At 70.4% G+C, this 20,613-nt stretch carries 22 protein-coding genes; 8 read left to right on the top strand and 14 right to left on the bottom strand.

The genetic code is table 11. The annotated features are described in order from the left end of the window. Position 1: 1 nt before the first annotated feature. Genes slmA through I7X39_RS11505 form a run of 3 tightly spaced genes read right to left on the bottom strand, consistent with a single transcriptional unit; the run spans position 2 to position 2,381 of the window. Positions 2 to 607, bottom strand: a complete 606-nt coding sequence (gene slmA / locus I7X39_RS11515) for a nucleoid occlusion factor SlmA (RefSeq protein WP_310739911.1) — start codon at positions 605 to 607, stop codon at positions 2 to 4. Positions 608 to 614: 7 nt separating this feature from the next. Next, positions 615 to 1,523: an acetylglutamate kinase gene (gene argB, locus I7X39_RS11510; RefSeq protein WP_198111307.1), complete on the bottom strand. Its 909-nt coding sequence runs from the start codon at positions 1,521 to 1,523 to the stop codon at positions 615 to 617. 39 nt (positions 1,524 to 1,562) lie between these two features. Beyond that, positions 1,563 to 2,381: a transporter substrate-binding domain-containing protein gene (locus I7X39_RS11505; RefSeq protein WP_198111306.1), complete on the bottom strand. Its 819-nt coding sequence runs from the start codon at positions 2,379 to 2,381 to the stop codon at positions 1,563 to 1,565. Positions 2,382 to 2,448: 67 nt separating this feature from the next. Here I7X39_RS11505 and I7X39_RS11500 point away from each other — a divergent pair, with 67 nt between their 5' ends. Both I7X39_RS11500 and dtd read left to right on the top strand, forming a co-directional pair. Beyond that, complete coding sequence (locus tag I7X39_RS11500; RefSeq protein WP_198111305.1) at positions 2,449 to 3,339, top strand: cation diffusion facilitator family transporter; 891 nt, start codon at positions 2,449 to 2,451, stop codon at positions 3,337 to 3,339. Further along, entirely contained in the window at positions 3,336 to 3,773 is a 438-nt protein-coding gene (gene dtd / locus I7X39_RS11495; RefSeq protein ID WP_198111304.1) for a D-aminoacyl-tRNA deacylase, read from the top strand. Before I7X39_RS11500 ends, dtd begins: the two co-directional genes overlap by 4 nt. A gap of 7 nt (positions 3,774 to 3,780) precedes the next feature. Here dtd and I7X39_RS11490 read toward each other — a convergent pair whose 3' ends face one another. The 9 genes from I7X39_RS11490 to I7X39_RS11450 form a co-directional block, all read right to left on the bottom strand. Further along, positions 3,781 to 4,599 (bottom strand): substrate-binding periplasmic protein, encoded by an 819-nt coding sequence (locus tag I7X39_RS11490; protein ID WP_198111303.1) that lies wholly within the window; start codon positions 4,597 to 4,599, stop codon positions 3,781 to 3,783. Between the two features lie 55 nt (positions 4,600 to 4,654). Further along, positions 4,655 to 5,881, bottom strand: coding sequence for a phenylacetate--CoA ligase family protein (locus I7X39_RS11485; protein ID WP_198111302.1), 1,227 nt, complete (start codon positions 5,879 to 5,881; stop codon positions 4,655 to 4,657). Beyond that, positions 5,871 to 6,170 carry a hypothetical protein gene (locus tag I7X39_RS11480; protein ID WP_198111301.1) on the bottom strand — a complete coding sequence of 100 codons (300 nt, stop codon included), beginning with the start codon at positions 6,168 to 6,170 and terminating at the stop codon, positions 5,871 to 5,873. Before I7X39_RS11480 ends, I7X39_RS11485 begins: the two co-directional genes overlap by 11 nt. A 204-nt stretch (positions 6,171 to 6,374) precedes the next feature. Next, positions 6,375 to 7,181 carry an ABC transporter ATP-binding protein gene (locus I7X39_RS11475; protein WP_198111300.1) on the bottom strand — a complete coding sequence of 269 codons (807 nt, stop codon included), beginning with the start codon at positions 7,179 to 7,181 and terminating at the stop codon, positions 6,375 to 6,377. 648 nt (positions 7,182 to 7,829) lie between these two features. Further along, positions 7,830 to 9,140, bottom strand: a complete 1,311-nt coding sequence (locus I7X39_RS11470) for an ABC transporter substrate-binding protein (RefSeq protein ID WP_198111299.1) — start codon at positions 9,138 to 9,140, stop codon at positions 7,830 to 7,832. Positions 9,141 to 9,150: 10 nt separating this feature from the next. Next, positions 9,151 to 10,227: a branched-chain amino acid ABC transporter permease gene (locus I7X39_RS11465; protein ID WP_198111298.1), complete on the bottom strand. Its 1,077-nt coding sequence runs from the start codon at positions 10,225 to 10,227 to the stop codon at positions 9,151 to 9,153. A gap of 2 nt (positions 10,228 to 10,229) precedes the next feature. Next, positions 10,230 to 11,159 carry a branched-chain amino acid ABC transporter permease gene (locus I7X39_RS11460; protein WP_198111297.1) on the bottom strand — a complete coding sequence of 310 codons (930 nt, stop codon included), beginning with the start codon at positions 11,157 to 11,159 and terminating at the stop codon, positions 10,230 to 10,232. A gap of 79 nt (positions 11,160 to 11,238) precedes the next feature. Next, positions 11,239 to 12,015 carry an ABC transporter ATP-binding protein gene (locus I7X39_RS11455; RefSeq protein ID WP_198111296.1) on the bottom strand — a complete coding sequence of 259 codons (777 nt, stop codon included), beginning with the start codon at positions 12,013 to 12,015 and terminating at the stop codon, positions 11,239 to 11,241. After that, entirely contained in the window at positions 12,012 to 13,958 is a 1,947-nt protein-coding gene (locus tag I7X39_RS11450; protein ID WP_198111295.1) for an AMP-dependent synthetase/ligase, read from the bottom strand. The genes I7X39_RS11455 and I7X39_RS11450 overlap by 4 nt, the downstream gene beginning before the upstream one ends. Before the next feature lie 174 nt (positions 13,959 to 14,132). Here I7X39_RS11450 and I7X39_RS11445 point away from each other — a divergent pair, with 174 nt between their 5' ends. The 6 genes from I7X39_RS11445 to I7X39_RS11420 are packed head-to-tail and all read left to right on the top strand — an operon-like array spanning position 14,133 to position 18,625. Then, positions 14,133 to 14,852, top strand: a complete 720-nt coding sequence (locus I7X39_RS11445) for a Crp/Fnr family transcriptional regulator (RefSeq protein WP_198111294.1) — start codon at positions 14,133 to 14,135, stop codon at positions 14,850 to 14,852. 59 nt (positions 14,853 to 14,911) lie between these two features. Next, positions 14,912 to 15,814, top strand: coding sequence for a DUF3034 family protein (locus tag I7X39_RS11440; protein WP_198111293.1), 903 nt, complete (start codon positions 14,912 to 14,914; stop codon positions 15,812 to 15,814). A 5-nt stretch (positions 15,815 to 15,819) separates the two neighbouring features. Next, positions 15,820 to 16,230, top strand: coding sequence for a group I truncated hemoglobin (locus I7X39_RS11435; protein ID WP_198111292.1), 411 nt, complete (start codon positions 15,820 to 15,822; stop codon positions 16,228 to 16,230). Positions 16,231 to 16,248: 18 nt separating this feature from the next. Beyond that, positions 16,249 to 16,950 carry a sigma-70 family RNA polymerase sigma factor gene (locus I7X39_RS11430; protein WP_198111291.1) on the top strand — a complete coding sequence of 234 codons (702 nt, stop codon included), beginning with the start codon at positions 16,249 to 16,251 and terminating at the stop codon, positions 16,948 to 16,950. After that, positions 16,947 to 17,801, top strand: coding sequence for a cupin domain-containing protein (locus tag I7X39_RS11425; protein ID WP_198111290.1), 855 nt, complete (start codon positions 16,947 to 16,949; stop codon positions 17,799 to 17,801). Before I7X39_RS11430 ends, I7X39_RS11425 begins: the two co-directional genes overlap by 4 nt. Then, positions 17,798 to 18,625 carry an alpha/beta hydrolase gene (locus I7X39_RS11420; RefSeq protein WP_198111289.1) on the top strand — a complete coding sequence of 276 codons (828 nt, stop codon included), beginning with the start codon at positions 17,798 to 17,800 and terminating at the stop codon, positions 18,623 to 18,625. The genes I7X39_RS11425 and I7X39_RS11420 overlap by 4 nt, the downstream gene beginning before the upstream one ends. Here I7X39_RS11420 and I7X39_RS11415 read toward each other — a convergent pair. Next, entirely contained in the window at positions 18,600 to 19,529 is a 930-nt protein-coding gene (locus tag I7X39_RS11415; RefSeq protein ID WP_198111288.1) for an ornithine cyclodeaminase family protein, read from the bottom strand. The two genes, I7X39_RS11420 and I7X39_RS11415, sit on opposite strands and share 26 nt — an antisense overlap. Further along, positions 19,529 to 20,587, bottom strand: a complete 1,059-nt coding sequence (locus tag I7X39_RS11410) for a proline racemase family protein (RefSeq protein ID WP_198111287.1) — start codon at positions 20,585 to 20,587, stop codon at positions 19,529 to 19,531. The genes I7X39_RS11415 and I7X39_RS11410 overlap by 1 nt, the downstream gene beginning before the upstream one ends. Between the last annotated feature and the right edge of the window lie 26 nt (positions 20,588 to 20,613).

Raw genomic sequence — 20,613 nt, 5'->3', positions numbered from 1 at the left:
CTCATCCAGGCAGCCAGCGGCGCCATTGCTCCAAATTTTCGGTCGGGGCGCGCTTGAAACCGGAGCGCACAAAGCGCAGCAGGCGGCCCTGGGCGAAGCCCATCAGTACCGCGGCGCGGCCCTGGGCATCGGCGCCGGGTTGGGCGCTGTCCAGGTCGCCCTCGCGCAGCCAGTGGCGCTGCGTGGCCTCCAGGCGCTGGAACAGCTGCTCCACACGCTGGGCCAGGCGCTCGTGCTCGCCCACCAGGGCGTCGCCCACCAGCACGCGGGCCAGGCCGGGCTGGGCTTCGCCGAAGCGCAGCAGGGCCAGCATCAGGCGTTGCGCACGCTCCTCGGCAGGCTGGGCCAGGCCGGCGATCTGCTCGGCCTGGGCCAGCAGCTGTTCCTCGGCCTGCTGGATCAGCGCCTCCAGCATCTGCGCCTTGCTGGCGAAGTGGCGGTACAGCGCGGCTTCGGACAGCTGCAGGCGCGCGGCCAGCGCCGCCGTGGTCACGCGCTCGCCGCGCGGGTCTTCCAGCATGGCAGCGAGCACGCGCAGGATCTGCGCGCGCCGCTCGCCGGGCTTGAGCCGCGCCGGCTTGGCGGGCTCGGGCTGGACCAAGTGCACGATCGGCTCAGTGGCTGCGGATCATGGTGCCGTAGGCCTGATCGCTCAGCACCTCCAGCAACAAGGCATGCGGCACGCGGCCATCAATGATGTGCACCGCATGCACGCCCGAACGCGCGGCATCCAGGGCCGAGGCGATCTTGGGCAGCATGCCGCCGGAGAGCGTGCCGTCCTCGAACAGCGCGTCGATCTCGCGCGCCGTCAGATCGGTCAACAGATTGCCGGCCTTGTCCAGCACGCCCGGCGTGTTGGTCAGCAGCACCAGCTTCTCGGCCTTCAGCACCTCGGCCAGCTTGCCGGCCACCACGTCGGCGTTGATGTTGTAGCTCTCGTTGTCCTTGCCGAAGCCCAGGGGCGAGATGACGGGGATGAAGGCATCGTCCTGCAGGGCCTTGACGACGCTGGGGTCGATGGACTCGATGTCGCCCACCAGGCCGACGTCGTGCTCGATGGTCGGGTCCTTCTGGTCGACCATCTTGAGCTTCTTGGCGCGGATCATCCCGCCGTCGCGGCCGGTCAGACCCACGGCCTTGCCACCGGCCTTGTTGATCAGGCCGACGATGTCCTGCTGCACCTGTCCGGCCAGCACCCACTCGACGACCTCCATGGTCTCGTCGTCGGTGACGCGCATGCCCTGGATGAAGTGGCCCTTCTTGCCGAGCTTGTTGAGCGCGTTCTCGATCTGCGGGCCGCCGCCGTGCACCACCACCGGGTTCAGGCCCACGAGCTTGAGCAGCACCACGTCCTCGGCGAAATCCTGCTGCAGCTCCGGATCGGTCATGGCATTGCCGCCGTACTTGATGACGACGGTCTTGCCATGGAAGCGCTGGATATAGGGCAGCGCCTGGCTGAGGATCTCGGCCTTCTCGCGCGGGGCGATGTGGGTGACGTCGGGGGCTTGGACGGAACTGCTCATGGGGGGCTCGCGCGCTCGCTCGAAAGGGGTCGGGCGATTCTAGGGAGCCCCCTGCACGGCCCCTTCCTGCGCGGCGCGCTGGTAGTCCGGGAACTGGGCAGCGCGCTGGAACTGCTGCCACAGCGCCCCCAGCTGGCTGGGGTGGCGTTGCGCGAAGGCCTTCGAAAAAACCACAAAGTAGGGTTTCTGAATCAAGCGGGGTTGCACCTGCACCAGGCCGGCCAGTTCGGGGTGCTGGGCGCGCAGGGACTCGGCCTCGGTGGTGTGCAGCGCGGCCAGCGCCGCTTCACCCGCCAGCACGGCACGCAGCAGCGCCTCGGCGCTGCGCAGGCGCTCGTCCACGGCCACGCCTCGCTCGCGCAGGAACAGCGAGGAGGTATGCCCAGGCTGGGAAAGGATGGCACCACCCTTGGGCAGCACCAGTTGCACGCCGTCCCAATGCAGCTCGGTGCGCGGCAGGCGGTAGAGCGAGTAGCTGTCGAAGCGCAGCGCCAGGCGCGCATCGGGCTGGCCCTGGCGCAGCGGGTAGACGAACAGGTCGGCACGCTCGCTGTTGTGGCTCAGACCCACCGTGGCGTCGCTGAGGCCATGCTGCAGATCGAGCAGGCAGCGCTTGCCGGGGCGCAGCTGCACTTCCACCTGCCAACCACCCAGGCGTTCGAATTCGCGCAGCAGCCGGAAGTCCAGCCCGGCCTCCCGCACGCGGCCGTCGGCGTCCGGCAGGCGCCAGGGGGCGTGCGGCACGTCGGTCATGCAGACGCGCAGCGGCGCGGCCGGCACCAGGCCAGCCGCAACCCCCAGCAGCAGGGCCAGGGCCCAGCGGCGCGGTGCGCGAAAGGAGGAAGGTTGAACCGGCATCAAGGAAGGGGGAGCTGCGGGGGATTCTAGGAAGCGGGTGCATCAGCCCTCCGCCCACAATGCCAGCATGCAGCCGCGCTCTTACCTCAAGCTTTCCGTGGCGGTGGCTTTGGCCACCATGGCCCTCAAGACCGCCGCCTGGTGGACCACCGGCTCGATCAGCCTGCTCTCGGACGCACTGGAGTCCCTGGTCAACCTGGCCGGCGCGCTGTTCGCGCTGGCCATGGTGATCCTGGCCGCGCAGCCGCCGGACGAAGAACACCCCTATGGCCACCACAAGGCCGAGTACTTCAGCGGGGGCTTCGAGGGCCTGCTGATCCTGGGCGCCGCGCTGGCCATGGGCGCGGCCGCGGTGCAGCGCCTGCTGCAGCCGCAGCCGCTGGAGGACCTGAGCCTGGGCCTGCTGCTCTCGGTGCTGAGCTCGGCGCTGAACGGCGCGCTGGCCTGGGGCATGCTGCGCGCGGCGCGCGAACACCACTCGATTGCGCTGGAAGCCGATGCGCGGCACCTGATCACCGATGTCTGGACCTCGGCCGGTGTGGTGGCGGGCCTGCTGCTGGTGCACCTGACGGGCTGGCTGTGGCTGGACGCCGCCGCCGCCCTGCTGATGGCCCTGCACATCGGGCGTGAAGGCTTCAAGCTGATGCGCGCGGCCGTGGACGGGCTGATGGACCGCGCGCTCGAGCCCGAATGGGTGGAACGCATCCACGGCACCCTGGCCGAGTTTGCGCATCCCACGATCCGCTTCGACCATCTGCACACCCGCCGCGCCGGCAGCCGGCGCTACGCCGACCTGCACATGCACATGCCGGCGGGCTGGACCCTGGGCCGCGCCGCCGCGCTGCGCGGCTCGGTGGAGCAGGCGCTGATGGCCGCCGTGCCGGGCCTGCGCGCCACCATCCAGCTGCTGCCTTCCGATGTGGAGGCGCACTTTGACGACAAGAAGGATGCGCTGTGAAGGTGGTTGTGCAACGGGTGCGCGAGGCACGCGTGGAGGTGGACGGTGTGGTGGTCGGTGCCATCGGCCCGGGCCTGCTGGCGCTGGTGTGCGCCGAACCCGCCGACACCCCTGAGACGGGCGCGCGCTTTCTGTCCAAGTTGCTGAAGCTGCGCATCTTTTCGGATGCCGAAGGCAAGATGAACCGCAGCCTGGTGGATGTGCAGGGCGGCCTGCTGCTGGTCTCGCAGTTCACGCTGGCGGCCGACTGCAGCGGCGGCAACCGCCCGAGCTTTTCCAGTGCGGCGCCGCCGGCGCAGGCCCGCGAGCTCTACGAGGACCTGCTGCGCCAAGCCCGCGCCCTGCACCCCCAGGTGGCCAGCGGCGTGTTTGCGGCGGACATGCAGGTGCATCTGGTGAACGACGGGCCGGTCACCATCCCGATGCAGTTCTGAGGCGCGCTCAGCCGCCCACCGCGTCCGCTTCCGCGCGGCGCTGCAGGGCTGAATCCCGCACCACCGCCAGGGCCTGCCAGATGCGCGCGAGCTGCTCGGGCTCGCGTTGGGCATAGGCCTGGCTGAAGGCCAGGAAGTAGCTGCGCTGTTCGAGTGGCGGATCCAGGCGCTGGATGTGGCGGGACCAGGTCGGCTCGCGTGCCAGCCAGGGTTCCACTTCCCCAGGCAGCAGCGCCGCGGCATCCAGCCGGCCCAGGGCCAGCATGCGCAAGGTGGCGGCGCTGTTGGCGGTCTGGGTGTCCAGCTCGTAGCCCTGCTGGTGCAGCAGGGCCACCACCGAATAGCCCGCCACGGTGCCCAGGCGCAGAGGCTTGTCGCTCTGCAGGCGCGCGCCATCCCAGCGCGGCGGTTGGGTGGTGTTGACGTACCAGTGGTAGGCGTCGCGGCGCAGGCGCAAGGCGTCGTCCGGCCGGCCCTGGCGCAGCGGAAACACGGCCCATTCGGCCCGCTCGGGCGTGTAGCTCAGGCCCAGCACGCCATCCACCCGGCCATTCTGAACCTCCAGCAGGCAGCGCCGCCAGGGCAGCACCAGGGCCTGCACGGGCCGCTCGGCCTGGCGTGCCAGTAGCGCGGCGGTGAAGACGTCCAGCTGGCGCTGCGCGGGCTCGCCCAGCCCCGCTTCCTGCCACACGCGGGCCGGCAGCGCCGCAGATTCGGCCATGCACAGGCGCAGCGGCCCCTCGGCAGCCGGCGCCTGGGTCGCCCACAGGGTCAGCCCAAGCGTCCAGACGCGGCACGCCAGGCGCAGCGGGTTCAGGCCCGCCATGCCGCTCTCCTGCGCATCCACCCATACGCTGCTGCCGCCATGCAGCCGATGCTACTCAGCGCCGGTCGTCGATGAGCCGACCGTCGTTGGGCAATTCGCGCACGCAGCGCAATTCGGCACGCAGCTTGGTGATGTCGCGCACGGCCTGCAGCAGGCGCTCGGCCCAGCCGTCGGCGGGTTCGGCGGCTTCCAGCAGCACGGTGAAACGGTCCTGCGCGTCCTGCCCTTCGATGACCCAGCGCATGCGTCCAGTCAGCTCGGGAAAGCGCTCGCGCAGTTGCTGCACCTGTCCGGCATGCACGAACAAGCCGCGCACCTTGGCGCTCTGGTCGGCCCGGCCCAGCCAGCCGCGCAGGCGCCGGTTGCTGCGCCCGCAGGGGCTGGGGCCGGGCAGGAAGGCCGACAGGTCGCCGGTGGCGTAGCGGATCAAGGGGTAGGCCGCATCCAGCCGGGTGACGACGACCTCGCCCACCTCACCCTCGGCCACGGGCTCGCCCGAACCCGGGCGCACGATCTCGACGATCACGCCCTCATCCACCACCAGGCCGCTGCGCGCCGGGGTCTCATAGGCAATCAGCCCACAGTCCGCCGTGGCGTAGCACTGGTAGGCCTGCACGCCGCGCGCCGCCACCCAGTCCTGCAGGCCGGGCGGAAAGGCCTCGCCGCTCACCAGGGCCTTGCGCAAGCCCAGCGGCGCGTCGCCGGCGCGTTCCAGCAGGATGCGCAGAAAGCTTGGCGTGCCGGTGTAGGCGTTGCAGCCGAGCTCCCGCGCGGCCTGCAGCTGCAGCTCGGTCTGGCCCACGCCGGCCGGCAGCACGCTGCAGCCCAGCGCCAGGGCGCCGCCCTCCAACATCGAGCCAGCCGGTGTGAGGTGGTAGCTGAAGCTGTTGTGCACCACATCACCGGCGCGAAAACCGGCCGCGAACAGCGCGCGTGCCAGGCGCCACGGGTCGGGGCCGTGGCCCTCGGGCTCGTAGATCGGGCCGGGGGACTGGAAGACCTTGCGCGGCGCGGCATCCGGCAGGGTCAGGCCGCCGAAAGGGCGCAGCGCGGCCTGGCGAGCGGCGATGTCGGCCTTGCGCAGCACGGGCAGGCGGGCCAGGTCGGCACGGCCCTGCAGGGCGGCAGCATCGAAGCCGGCAAGCTGCTCCTGCCCATAGGCCGTGTGGACCTGCAGGCGGGCAAGCAGCGCGCGCGCTTGAGCGAACTGCGCCTGCTCGCGCTCGGCGGGCGGGCGCTGCTCCAGCCGGTCAAAGAAGCCGGCGCCGGGTTCAGTCTTCATCGCGCCAGCGCGCCAGGCGCTTCTTCACTTCGTCCAGCAGCTTGCGCTGGTCCGCCGCGCTCTTGAGCGCGAAGCGGTCCCAGTTCGGCGTATTCGTTTGCAGACGCTGCGCCAGGCGGATGGCGATCTGCCCCTCGCCCAGCTCGTACTCCAGCACGCGCTTGCCAGCCTGCTCGAAGCCCCGCTCACGCTCCTTCAGGCCCTGGTCGCGCAGCGCGCGCTGCAGTTGCACCAAGGCTTCGGCCGCCTTGAAGGGCGGTGGGGCAAAGCCCCAGGGTTCATCGCTCACAAGGTCCTCCATTGGGTTGCAGACGCTGGGCACAACTCATCAAGCGGGCGCCGTGGAACCGGCTTTGCCGGGCCACTGGCGACGCCCCCTTGAGGGGGCTGAGGCCGGACGCTGCCAGCCCTGAGGGCTGGCTGTGCCTGCCGAAGGCCAAGACCTCTGGGCTTGGCTGGCCCGTAGGGCGCGAAGCGCTTCGGGGGTGGGCCCTCATGCCAGCCAACGCTTTCTTCGTTTGTAGGACTTGCTGTCGCGGAAGCTGCGCCGCTCGCCGCTGCCCATGCCCAGGTAGAACTCTTTGACGTCCTGGTTCTCGGCCAGCTCGGCGGCGCTGCCGTCCAGCACCACGCGGCCACTTTCCAGGATGTAGCCGTGGTCGGCCACGCGCAGGGCCACGGTGGTGTTCTGCTCGGCCACCAAAAAGCTCACGCCCTCCTGCTGGTTCAGCGTCTTCACGATGCCGAACACCTCCTCGACGATCTGCGGCGCCAGGCCCATGCTGGGTTCATCGAGCAGCACCAGGCGCGGCTGGGCCATCAGCGCGCGGCCGATGGCGCACATCTGCTGCTCGCCGCCCGAGGTGTAGGCGGCCTGGCTGCTGCGGCGGGTTTTCAGGCGCGGGAAGTAGTGATAGACCTTCTCCAACGACTCGCGCAGCGCGGCCTTGCCGTCCTTGCGCGAGAACGCCCCCGTCAGCAGGTTCTCTTCGATCGTCAGGTGGGCGAAGCAGTGCCGGCCTTCCATCACCTGCACGACGCCGCGCTGCACCAGGGCCGCGGGGCTGAGGTTGTCGATGCGCTCGCCGCGCAGCTCGATGCGGCCCTTGGTCACCGCACCGCGCTCGCCCTGCAGCAGGTTGGAAACGGCGCGCAGGGTCGTCGTCTTGCCGGCGCCGTTGCCCCCGAGCAAGGCCACGATGCGGCCTTCCGGCACCTGCAAGGACACGCCTTTGAGAACCAGGATGACGTGGTTGTAGATGACTTCGATGCCGTTGACGTCGAGGAGCGTCGTTGTCATGGTGTTTGCGCTCCTTGGTGGGAGCCCTCGGGGGCTTCACCCCCGAACCCCGACCCGCATTTCTTTGCTGCGCCAAAGAAACGCGGGGCAAAGAAAGGCGCCAATGCACGCAGCCGGCCTCGGGCCGGCCGCGATTGCACGGCTGGCTCACATGGCTCCCACAGCCCTCCTGGGACTGCGAAAACCTGCCCGCTAAGCCGGCCGGAGTACCGGCCGACTAGACCACCGCAAACCATCGCGGGCTCTCTGCGATGAACAGGTCCCCAACGAGTGATTTGGCTTGGGCTGGTGCTGGTTGGGGGTCTGATCTTCGTCGCTCGGAGACCATGGTCCTGGGTGCCAGGGACGACCGGTACTCCGGGCGCCTTCGTCGTCCTGACCGTCGGAGTCAGAGGAGGGCTCGTGTCAGTGTGAGCCCAAGCACCGCCATCACAGTTCGCCCCTAGGGCGACTGTGTGGGTTGGCGCCGCTCGATGCCCCGCGTTTCTTTGGCGCAGCAAAGAAATGCGGGACGGGGCTGAGGCAGGAGCGAGCAAGGCCCCTGCGGGCCTTGCGACCCCTGCCGAAGGACAGCCCGCTTGCAAGCGAGCTGTCGCGGGGGTGAAGCCCCCTGCGGGCTGCAACGCAAACACAGCAACACCCACTAAATCAACTCTGACACTCAGCCGGCGTCCGACGAGTGAGCTTCTTCTCCGCCGCGTACTTGTCGGCAGCCTGCTTCACCATCGGCTTCAAGATCGCCTCATCCGCCTGCAGCCAGTCCGACGAGAACACCCACTTCTTGCCATCCCAGGTATGCACCCGCGCCCAGGCCGAGCCCATGTGGTCCTGGCAGCTGGTGGAGACCGGCCGCATCACGCCGGCAAAGCCCAGCGCGTCGAGCTTCTTCTGGTCCAGGGCCAGGTTCTCCAGGCCCCAGCGCGTCAGCTCGCCCGTCATCACCTTGCCCTTGCCAAAGCGCTCCTGCGCGCGCTTCACGCCTTCCACGGCCAGCATGGCAGAGATCAGGCCGCGCATGTAGAGCACCTGGCCCACCTCGTCCTTGGGGCCGGTGCCCTGGCCCTTGTCATGCACCTTGGCCAGGATGTCCTTGACCACCTTGGCGTCCGGGTGCACGCCGTGCTGCATGGTCAGCGCGTGGTAGCCCTTGGCGCCCTCGCCCACGTCCTTCACGTCCGGCTCGGCGCCGGCCCACCACACGCCGTACATCTTGTCGCGCGGAAAGCCGGTGGCCTGCGCTTCCTTCAGCGCCGCGGTGTTCATCACGCCCCAGCCCCAGAGCAGCACGTAATCCGGCCGCTGCTGGCGGATCTGCAGCCAAGCACTCTTCTGCTCCACGCCGGGGTGCGCCACCGGGATCAGGTTCAGGTCGAAGCCATGCATCTTGCTGCGCTCGGTCAGCATGGGGATGGGCTCCTTGCCGTAGGGACTGTCGTGATAAACCAGCACGAACTTCTTGCCCTTGAGCTTGTCGAAGCCGCCGGCCTGCTTGGCAATGTGCTGCACCAGCACATCAGCCGCCATCCAATAGCTGCCGATGAGCGGGAAGTTCCAGGTGAACACGCCGCCGTCCTGGCTTTCGCTGCGCCCATAGCCGGCGGTGATGAGCGGGATCTTGTCCACCGGGGCCTTTTCCGTCAGCGCGAAGGTGACGCCCGTGCTGAGCGGCTGGAACACCGTGGCGCCCTTGCCCTTGAGGCGCTCGTAGCACTCCACACCGCGGTCGGTGGCGTAGCCGAACTCGCATTCCTCGTAGGTGATCTTGACCCCGTTGATGCCGCCGTTGGCGTTGGTGAGCTTCAGGTAGTCCAGGTAGCCGTTGGCCCAGGGGCCGCCGTTGGGCCCATAGGCGCCGGTGCGGTAGACCAGCACCGGGAAGAACTGCTCCTTGGCCTGGGCCAAGGCAGGCGGAGCGAGCAGGGCGGCCGACAGCGCGGCAACAAGGGCAAGCATCTTCATCACGGGTCTCCTAGTGCGGGAAGGGCCAGAGGCGCAATTTTTCTTTTGCGGTCGCCCACAGCCGCGCCAGGCCATGGGGCTCCTTGATCAGGAAGAACACGATCAGCGCGCCGAACACCATGCTCTCCACATGGCTGATCAGCGCGGTATCCACGCTGCGCCCGGCCAGCTGCCCCACCCAAGGCAGCAGCTGGTTCAGCGCAATCGGCAGCACCACGATGAAGGCCGCCCCCAGGAATCCACCCAGGATGGAGCCCAGGCCGCCGATGATGACCATGAAGAGCAGTTGGAAGCTACGGTCGATGCTGAAGGCCGCCGGCTCCCAGGCGCCCAGGTGCACGAAGCCCCAGAGCGCGCCGGCCACACCGATGACGAAGCTGCTGACCGCGAAAGCCGAGAGCTTGGCGTGCATGGGGCGGATGCCGATGACGGCGGCGGCCACGTCCATGTCACGCATCGCCATCCAGCTGCGGCCGATGTGCCCGCGCACCAGGTTCTTCAGCGCCAGCGCGAACAGCGTCACCAGCACCAGGCAAAAGAGGTAGCGCTGCTGCGGCGTGGCCAGCGGCAGCCCGAACACCGTGAGCGCCCCCACACTCACCGAGCCCGAGGCCGAATCCAGCGTGAACCACTTGATGCGCAAGAAAGCCCAGTCAGCAAAGAACTGCGCCGCCAGGGTGGCCACGGCCAGGTACAGGCCCTTGATGCGCAGGCTGGGCAGGCCGAACAGCAGGCCCACGGCGGTAGCGCACAGGCCACCCAGCAGCAGTGAGGCCAGCAGCGGCAACTCGGGCACGCGCGCGAAGAAGTTGTAGGCCGCGTAGGCCCCCACGGCCATGAAGGCGCCCGAGCCCAGGCTGATCTGCCCGCAGTAGCCGACCAGCACGTTCAGGCCCAGGGCGGCCAGGCTGAGGATCAGGAAAGGGATCAGGATGGCGCGCAGCAGGTACTCATCGGCCAGCAGGGGCACGCCGATGAGCGCGAAGCCCAGCAGCAGGGCCAGGAACCAGCGGTCCTGGCGGATCGGCAGGATCTGCTGATCCGCCGCGTAGGAGGTTTTGAACTGGCCGTTCTCTCGGTAGAACATGGTCAGACCCGATCGATGATCTTCTCGCCAAACAGACCTTGCGGCCGCACCAGCAGGAACAGCAAGGCCAGCACGTAGGCAAACCAGATCTCGATGCCGCCCCCCAGGTGCGGCCCGATATAGATCTCGGACAGCTTCTCGCCCACCCCGATCAAGAGCCCGCCGACGATGGCCCCGGGCACCGAGGTCAGCCCGCCCAGGATCACCACCGGCAGCGCCTTGAGTGCCACCAGCGAGAGCGAGAACTGCACGCCCAGCTTGCTGCCCCAGACGATGCCGGCCACCAGGGCCACGAAGCCGGCCACGCTCCAGACGATGACCCAGATGCGTTCCAGCGGAATGCCGATGGATTGCGCGGCCTGGTGGTCATCGGCCACCGCGCGCAGCGCGCGGCCGGTGGCGGTGATCTGGAAGAACAGGGCCAGCAGCAGCACCAGCGCCGCCGCGATACCGGCGGCGATCAGATCCTCCTGACTGATCAGCACCCCACCCTCGAACAGGCCCTCGAGCAGGAAGATCGGATCCTTGGGCATGCCCACGTCGATCTTGTAGATGTCCGAGCCGAACAGGGTCTGGCCAAAGCCGTCGAGGAAGTAGGCGATGCCCAGGGTCGCCATCAAGAGCGCAATCGGCTCCTGATTGACCAGCTTGGCCAGCACCAAGCGCTCCACCGCCCAGGCCACCACCACCATCAGCGCGAAGGCGCCGGCAAAGGCGAGCAGGTTGACGGCCAGCTTGCCAGTGAGCCCGGTCCAGCCCGGGATCCACTCGGACAGCCGGGCCATGGCCAACGCGGCAAACAGCACCATCGCGCCCTGCGCGAAATTGAAGACGCCGCTGGCCTTGAAGATCAGCACAAAGCCCAGCGCGATCAGCGCGTAGAGCATGCCGGCCATCAGGCCGCCAAAGAGGGCTTCGAGGAAGAAGGCCATCAGGACTCCCGCAGGGCCGCCCCAAGGGAGGCCTGGGCCCCCTCGGGGGGCAGGAACGCAGTGACGTGGGGGCTACACATCAGTGCGCCGTCCCCAGATAGGCCGCGATGACATCGGGGTTGCTGCGCACCTCGGCCGGCGTGCCGTCGCCGATCTTCTTGCCGTAGTCCAGCACCACCACGCGGTCGCAGAGGTCCATCACCACCCCCATGTCGTGCTCGATCAGCACGATGGTGGTGCCGAACTCGTCGTTCACGTCCAGGATGAAGCGGCACATGTCCTGCTTCTCCTCCAGGTTCATGCCGGCCATCGGCTCGTCCAGCAGCAGCAGCTGCGGCTCCATGGCCAGGGCGCGCCCCAGGTCCACGCGCTTTTGCAGGCCGTAGGGCAGGCGGCCCACGGGGGTCTTGCGCCAGGCCTGGATTTCGAGGAAGTCGATGATCTGCTCGACCTTCTCGCGCTGCGCGATCTCTTCACGCCGCGCGGGGCCCCAGTGGAAGGCCTGGGCCAGCAGGCCGGTCTTCATGCGCAGGTTGCGGCCGGTCATGATGTTGTCCAGCACGCTCATGCCCTTGAACAGGGCCAGGTTCTGGAAGGTGCGAGCGATGCCCATCTCGGCCACCTGGCGCGGGTTCATCGCATGGAAGTGCCGGCCGCCGAGCGTGATCTCGCCCTGCTGCGGGCGGTACACGCCGTTGATGCAATTCAGCATCGAGCTCTTGCCCGCACCGTTCGGACCAATGATGCCGCGCACCTCGCCCTGGCGGACGTCGAAGCTGATGTTCGTGAGCGCCTTGACGCCGCCGAAGGAGAGGGAGATGTCCTTGACATCGAGGATGACCGGTTGCGCACTCATGCCGCCGCCCCCAGCACCGGGAAGCGCTTCGCGTCCACGATCTTCAAGGTGGCGGAAACCTCCCCCTCCCGACCATCCTCAAAGCGCACCTGGGTGCGGATGAACTGCTCGTTCAAGCCCCCATACAGCGCATCCACCAGCACGGCGTATTTCTCGCCGATGAAGCCGCGCCGCACCTTGCGCGTGCGCGTCAGCTCGCCGTCGTCGGCGTCCAGCTCCTTGTGCAGCACCAGGAAGCGCGCCACCTGGCAGCCGGCCAGGCGCTCGTCCCGTGCCAGGTCGGCGTTGACCTGCTCGACGCAGCCGCGCATCAGCTCCAGCACCTCGGGCTTGCCCGCCAGGTCCACATAGCCGGCGTAGGCCAGGCCACGCCGCTCGGCCCAGTTGCCCACGGCCTCGAAGTCGATGTTCAGCAGCACGCAGACCTGCTCGCGGGCGTCGCCAAAGGCCACCGCCTCCTTGATCTGCGGGAAGAACTTGAGCTTGTTCTCGATGTACTTGGGCGCAAACATCGCCCCGCTGGCCAAGCGCCCGACGTCCTTGGCGCGGTCGATGATCTTCAGATGCCCGTCGGCGCCGATGAAGCCGGCATCCCCCGTGCGGTACCAGCCCTCGGCCGTCAGCACCTCTGCCGTGGCCTCGGGGTTGCGGTAGTAGCCCTGCAGCAGGCCGCGCGAACGCACCCAGACCTCGCCGCCCTCGGCCACCTGGATCTCCACGCCCTCGATGGGCACGCCCACGGTGTCGGGCTGGACCTCGTGGTCGGGCTGCAGGCAGACGAACACCGCCGTTTCGGTCGAACCGTAGAGCTGCTTGAGGTTCACGCCGATGGCGCGGAAGAAGCTGAACAGGTCGGGGCCGATGGCCTCGCCGGCCGTGTAGGCCACGCGCACGCGGCTCAGGCCCAGGGCATTGCGCAGCGGCCCGTAGACCAGCAGCTCGCCCAGGCCGTAGCGCAGGCGCTCGCCCAGGCCCAGCCGCTCGCCCGCCATGCGGCGCGGGCCGATGGCACGCGCCCAGTCCATGCAGCGCGCGTACAGCCAGCGCTTGGGGGCGCTGGCGTCTTCCATGCGGATGCTGACGCTGGTGAGCAGGGCCTCGAACACGCGCGGCGGGGCGAAGTAGTAGCTCGGGCCGATCTCCTTCAGGTCGATCGCCACCGTGGCGGGCGACTCCGGGCAGTTGACGACGTAGCCGCATTGCAGCCACTGCGCGAAGGAAAAGATGTTCTGGCCGATCCAGGCCGGCGGCAGATAGGCCAGCACCTCCTCGCGCTCGGTCAGGCGGTCGAAGGCCTGACCGGCGCGCGCACGGTCCAGCAGGCTGGCGTGGGTGTGCACCACGCCCTTGGGCACGCCGGTGGTGCCGCTGGTGAAGAACAGCGCGGCCGTTTCCTCGGGCCGGCGCTCGTTCACCCGGCCGCTCAGGCACAGGGGGTTGGCCTGGAACAGGGCCTGGCCGCGCGCCAGCAGGGCGTCCAGCAGCTCGAAGCCCTCGTCGCGGTAATGGCGCAGGCCCCGCGGATCGTCCACCCAGATCTGTGCCAGGAGCCCGTTCCCCAGTTCGGAGCGCAACTCCAGCAGCTTGTCCAGCTGCTCCTGGTCTTCCACCACCGCGTGGCGCACCTCGGCCAGTTCGACGGGGAAGCGGTATTCGGCCGCCACCGCATCCTGGTACAGCGGCACCGGCACGGCGCCCAGCACCTGGGCCGCCAGCATGGCCGCGTACAGGCGCGGGCGGTTCTCGCCCAGCACCAGCAGGTGCTGGCCTGGCCGCAGGCCGGCGGCCTCCAGGCCCAGGGCCAGGGCGCCCACCAGGTCACGCAGCTCGGCCCAGCTCAGGGTCTGCCAGATGCCCAGCTGCTTCTCGCGCAGGGCCGGCGCATGCGGGCGCGCGGCGGCATGCGCCAACAGCAGATGCGGGAAGGTGGAATCAGCGCCCAAGCCCAGCTCCAAAACGGTGCGCGATTCTGGGAGCCCGCTTTGACGTTCAGGTGTCGCATTGACGACAAAGCGCGGGTTTGATCGGGGCAGGACTTACCCCCACGCCCCACCCCCAGGAAATGGGGCGGGAACGCCCCGATGCAACGGAACGTGTCGCAGCGTTCAATGGGCCGGATGGACGCCGCCTCCCCCACCCTGCGTCAACGTGCCCGCCCTCCCTTGCCGGAGGAGCTGGCGGCCATTCCCTGGTGGCCGCTGCTGAAGCCCGAAGAGCAGGCCGAGATCGCGCCCCAGCTGCACGTGGCGGTGGCCGAGCCGGGCGAGCGCCTGTGCCGCGTGGGCAAGGCCGCCACCTATTGGTTCGGGGTGCTGGACGGCCTGTTGAAGATGAGCAACGACGAAGCCACCGGCATGCCGCCCATCACCTTCGCCGGCCTGCCGCCGGGGGGCTGGTTCGGCGAGGGCACGCTGCTCAAGCGCGAGGCCTACCGCTACAACATCCAGGCGCTGCGCCGCTCGGTGGTGGCGGGCCTGCCCCTTGAGCAGTTCGAAGCCCTGCTGGGCCGCTCCATCGCCTTCAACCGCTATGTGCTGGACCAGCTGAACGAACGCCTGGGCCAGTTCATCGCCGCGCGCGAGACCGACCGCAGCACCGACCCCGACCTGCGCGTGGCACGCAACCTGGCCGCCCTGTTCCACCCCCAGCTCTACCCCGGCGTGGGCAGTCTGCTGCGCATCACCCAGCAGGAGCTGGCCTATCTGGTGGGGCTCTCGCGCCAGCGGGTCAACCTGGCGCTGCAGCACCTGCAGGAGGCCAACGCCATCCGCGTGGAATACGGCGGCGTGCGGGTGCTGGATCTGGAAGCCCTGCGCGAATTTCGCGGCAAAAGCTGAATTGCCTGCATCCAAATGGGCAGGCCCGGCGTAACAGCTGGCAACACCTCCTGCTCACCATGAACCTGCACCCCTTTCCTCTGTTGGCCGGCCTGTGCCTGGCCGCTCTTGGCCTGCCCGCCCAGGCGGCCGGCAGCAAGCTGCTGCTCACCGGCGGCGTATCCAGCATCGACGGCGCCGCCGGCGGCGGCCTCACACCCTGGGCCCTGACCGGCAGCTACGCCGGCCCCGGCGAATGGGGCGGCAGCGCCTTCGTCACCGCCGCCCGCACCAGCGACTACGGCCTGCGCGTGGCCGGCGCGGCCGTCGCCTGGGATGAACGCCTGGAGTTCTCCATCGCGCGCCAGCGCTTCGACACGCGCCAGAACCTCGCCCCGCTGGGCCTGGGCGGGCTGCAGCTGGAGCAGGACATCCTGGGCGCCAAGTGGCGCGTGGCGGGCGACGCCGTGCTGGACGCCGACCGCTGGATGCCCCAGATCGCCCTGGGCGCCTTGCACCGCCGCAGCCAGGCGGGCGCCTTCGCCCCCACGCTCTTCGGCCCGCTGGGCGCGCGCCGCAGCGACACCGAGCTCTACGCCGCCGCCACCAAGCTCTGGCTGCAGCACAGCCTGCTCACCAACCTGACGCTGCGCGCCACGCGGGCCAACCAGAACGGCCTGCTGGGTTTTGGTGGCGCACAAGACCGCCGCTGGCGCCTGCAGCCGGAACTTTCCGTGGCGCTGCTGCTGGCCCCGCAGCTGGCGCTGGGCGTGGAGGCGCGCGCCAAGCCGAACGCGCTGAACCGCAGCGTGCTGGGCACCGGCGCGCTGGCCGAGGACGACTGGTTTGACGCCTTCCTCGCCTTCGCGCCCAACAAACACCTCAGCTTCACCGCCGCCGCAGTGGATCTGGGCCGCATCGCCCCGGCCCTGCAGCCGCGCCGCCAGCGCGGCGCCTACCTGTCCGTCCAGCTCAGCTTCTGACCGCCATGCGCCTGCTCCTGATCTCCCTGCTGCTCGCCCTCAGCACCACCGCCCGGGCCGATGACACCCTTTACCGCGCCTGGGGCGAGAAGCCCGGCATCCGCGCTGTCATGGACGACTTCGTGGCCCGCCTGCCCCAGCACGAGCGCATCGGCCGGCGCTTCAAGATGACCGACCCGCAGCACCTGGCCAGCCAGCTCACCGAGCAGCTGTGCGAGCTGGCCGGCGGCCCCTGCAAGTACGAGGGCCCCGACATGGCCAGCGCCCACGAAGGCATGGAGCTGCAGAAGGCCGACTTCAACGCCCTGGTGGAGGTGCTGCAGGCCGCCATGCAGGCGCGCGGCATCGCCTTTGCGGACCAGAACCGCATGCTCGCCAAGCTCGCTCCCCTGCATCGCGAGATGCTGGGGCGCTGAGAGAATCGCGAGACCGCCATGCTCACCGGCCTACACAGCGCAGCGCGGCCCTTCTGGCCCGCGCTCCTGGGCGCCTTTTCAATGGACGAGTTCGCCGCCCTGCAACCGCCAATAGAAGCCAGCGCCGCGCACGTGCGCGACGCCGCCTCGCTGCGCCTGCAGACCCTGCTGCTGGCCGTGGCCGAGCAGGACGCCGCCGGCGAGGCCGCTTTCACCCAGCTCTACGAGGCCCTGGCCGGCCGCGTGCACGCGCTGGCCCTGCGCATCCTGCGCGATGCCGCCGCCGCCGAAGAGGCGGTGGAAGACTGCTTCTGGCAGGTCTGGCGCCAGGCCGCCCGCTTCGACCCGACGCGCGGCTGCGCCGAAGCCTGGGTGCTGACGCTGGCGCGCAGCCGCGCGCTCGACGCCTACCGCGCCCGCCGCCAGGAGCGCGAGGAGACCGTCTCGCTCGACGCCCTGCAGGAAGACGGCTTCGAACCGCCCGAGGACGCCGAGCAAGACGCCGGCAGCCTGCTCGAAGCCAGCCGCCACCACGCCGCCCTGCACGCCGCACTGCAGCAGCTCGCCGCGTTGCCGCGCCAGCTGCTCGCGCTGGCCTTTTTCCGCGGCCTGACGCACGACGAAATCGCCGCCCAGACCGGGCTGCCGCTCGGCACCGTCAAGTCCCATATCCGGCGCGCCCTCGGCGCGCTCAAGCCCCTGCTGGGGGACGCACCATGAAGCCCGCCCACGCCCCTGACGTTCTCGACGCGCTCGGCCAGGCCCTGCCCCTGCCGCATGCCCGCGCCGCCGAGCCCGGGCCCGCGGGTGCCCTGGGTGCCGCGCTGCGCGAAAGCAGCCCCGTGCCCGCCGCCCTGGGCGCGCGCCTGCTGGAACGCGTGCGCGGCCAGCGCGCCGCCAATGCCCCCATGCTCACCCGCCGCCGCCCGCTGCAGCAGGGCCAAGCCGAGGCCTGGGCCGAAGGCGTGCAGGCCCACCCCCTGCATGGCGGCAGCTGGTTGCTGGAACTGGCCCCCGGTGCCCGCCTGAATGGCCGCGGCAGCGGCGCGCTGGAACTGCTGGTGCTGGCCGGCCGCCTGGAGCTGGAGGACGGCCAGGCCCTGCACGCCTGCGGCCACGCCCTGCTGCCCCCCGGCACGCCCCTGCGCGCCAGCGCCACGGGCCCGCTGCGCCTGTATTGGCGTGAGCACGGCGCCGCCGGCCCCTTCCAGGCACCCGCCGCGCCCCAGTTGCACACGCCGCAAACCTGGCAGCCGCTGCGCCCCGGGGTGGAGATCTGCCCGCTGCATGGCGAAGGCGCCGCCATCTCGCTGCTGGCGCGCTTTGCCGCCGGCGGCCGCGTGCCCGGCCATCCGCATGGCCTGGACGAGGAATGCCTGATGGTCGAGGGCGAGCTGTTCATGGACGACCTGCTGCTGCCCGAGGGCGGCTTCCAGTTCGCCCCGGCCGGCAGCCTGCATGGCGATCTGTTTGCCGACGCCCCCTGCCTGCTGTTCTTCCACGGCGCCATCGACCCCGCGGCGGTGGACAACGAGCACCGCCAAACCCAGGGCTGGCCGGCACTGGGATGAAAACCCTGCTGCGCAGCCTGGCCGTGCTGCTGGCCGCCGCGGCCCTGGTCTACCTGGTGCTGTGCATGGGCGTGTGGACGGGTCAGCGCCGCCTGCTCTTCCACCCCGACGCCAACCCCCTGCGCGAGGCCCCGGCCGCCGCCGAGACCCTGCGCCTGCAAACCGCCGACGGCGAGCGCCTGCAGGCCTGGTGGCTGGCACCGCCGAACGAGCAGGCCGCCGTGCTGCTCTACCTGCACGGCAATGGCGCCAATCTGGACGCGCGCAGCCCGCGCCTGGCCGCGCTGCATGAAGACGGCTTCGGCGTGCTGGCCCTGAGCTGGCGCGGCTACGGCGGCAGCAGCGGCGAACCCAGCGAGGCCGGCTGGCGCGAGGACGCCCGCGCCGGCTACGCCGAGCTCAAGCGCCGCGGCATCGCGCCCGCGCGCATCGTGTTGTTCGGTGAATCGCTCGGCAGCGCCCAGGCCGTGATGCTGGCCGCCGAGCAGCCGGTGGCCGGCCTGCTGCTCGATTCGGGCTTCGACTCGGCACTGGCCATCGCCCGCGGCCTCTACCCCTGGCTGCCGGTGGACTGGCTGATGCGCGACCCGCACCGCGCCGACCGCGCCGCCGCCCAGGTGGCCGTGCCGGTGCTGCAGCTGCATTGCGAGCAGGACCCCGTCACCCCCGTGGCCCATGCCCGCGCCCTGCAAAAGGCCTTCCGCGGCCCGGCCCGGCTGGAGCTGCTGCCGGGCAATTGCCATGTGCCGCGCTACGTGGAATTCCGGCCGCTGGCGCGTGCCTTCGTGCAGAGCCTCGTCAAGGCAGCAGCCCCAGGCGGCTGAGCGCCAGGCAGGCCAGCGCGTGGTCCTGCAGCGCCAGGCCGACGGACTTGAACACCGTGCGCGCCGGCCGCGCCGGCGCGCTCTGCAGCAGCAGCGTGCCCAGCTCCCGCACCTGACGCTCGAAATCCAGCAGGCCCTGGGCCTGCGCCTGCAGCAGGTCGCCGGCTTCCGTGCGCGCGGTAGCCAGGCGGTCCACCAGCACGCCGGCCTGCGCGAACAGGGCGGGCGGCAGTTCGCACATCTCGGGCCGGAAGGCGCCGATGGCCATCACATGCACCTCGGGCGCGAGCGCGCCGGCCTCGAACAGGGGCTGAAGCGCCGGCGTGCAGGTGCACACCAGGCCGGCACCCGCCAGCGCCGCCGCCGGGCTGGGGGCGGCCTCCACCGCCAGCTCCAGTTCGGCGCGCAACTGCGCGGCCGCCGCCTCGGCCTGCTCGGCTCGGCGCGCCCAGACGCGGACCCGCGCCACCAGGCCGGCAGCGGCCAGCGCCCGCACATGGGCCAGAGCCTGCGCGCCGGCACCCAGCACGGCCAGGGTCTGCGCGCCCGCTGGCGCCCACAGCTGGGCCGAAAGCACCGAGGCCGCGGCCGTGCGCAGCAGGGTGATGGGCTCGGCATCCAGCAAGGCCAGCGGCTGCTGCGTGCGCGTGTCCAGCACCCAGAGCTGGCCCGTCACCGCGCCGGCATCGCTGACCTGCACGATCTTCAATGTCAGCCAGGGCTGGCCGCGGCGCAGCGCCGGCATCACCAGGGTGCGCTGGCCCAGGCTCGGCCAATCAAAGCGGCTGCGCGGCGGCTGTTCGTACTCGCCGCGCCGGTCGGCCAGAAAGGCTTCGCGCTGGCTGGCCAGGGCGTCGTCCAGGCTCAGGGCCTGCTCCAGGGCGTGGCGGTCGATGAGGTGCATCAGCGCAGCAGAAAGCCGGCGCCCAGGGGGTCGGCGGGGTCGATGAAGAAGCGGTGCCGGCCAGTCAGGAAGGCCGAGCCTTCCACCAGCGGCCGCAGCGCGGGCCGGCCATGGTGCGGCATTTCGGTGCCGGCCTGCACGCCGAAGCGGGTGCCAAGGATGGATTCAATGGCCACCGCCTGCCCCGGCGCCAGCTCGCCGCGCGCGTGCAGCAGCGCGGCGCGGCCGCACACGCCGGTGCCCGTGGGGCTGCGGTCCAGTTCGCCGTCGGCAAAGATGCAGACCTGCCGGCTGTGCGCGTCCGCCGCCTCGGCCGGGCCGGTGAAGATCGTGCCGTACAGAAAGCCCAGGTCTTCGTGCTCGGGGTGCTCGAAGCGCCGCGCCGCCGCCACCGCCTGCTTGATGCGCCGGCCCGCGTCGATCAACTCGCCGGCCCGCTCGGGCCGCAGCGCCAGGCCCAGCGGGCCGGCCTCCACATAGGCATAGAAGGCGCCGCCGTAGGCGATGTCGAAGCGCACCCGGCCCAGGCCTGGCACGTCCACTGTGTCGTCGAGGCACAGCACCCACGAAGGCACGCCGCGAAAGCGCACCGCCTGCACGCGGCTGCCATCGGCGTTCCACACCGGCTCGGCCTCGATCAGCCCGGCCGGGCTGTCGATGCGCACCTGGGCCAGCGCGGGCGGCAGCAGGCCGCACTGGAAGGCCGCCGTCACCACCGCCACGATGCCGTGGCCGCACATGCTGCTGTAACCCTCGTTGTGCGTGAAGAGCACGGCGATGTGCGAATCCGGCCGCTCCGGCGGCATCAGCACGCAGCCGTACATGTCGGCATGGCCGCGCGGCTCCCACATCAGGGCGCGGCGCAGCGGCTCCAGCTCGGCCCGGGCGCGGCGGCGGCGCGCCAGCACCGTGCCACCGCCCAGGTCCGGCCAGCCGGCCAGGATGATGCGCAGCGGCTCACCGGCGGTGTGGGCGTCCAGGGCCTCGATGCAGGTCCAGCCTGCGGGGGGCTGCCAGCGCAGCGCGGCTTCCAGGTCCAGTGCGGGGATGGGCTTCATGGCGCGAGTATGCCCGCGGCCACATA

It is taken from the genome of Inhella proteolytica (assembly GCF_016093275.1).
Classification (GTDB): Bacteria; Pseudomonadota; Gammaproteobacteria; order Burkholderiales; family Burkholderiaceae_C; genus Inhella; species Inhella proteolytica.
Note: the sequence above shows the minus strand (reverse complement) of the source record. Positions and strands in the feature narration are given on the sequence as shown.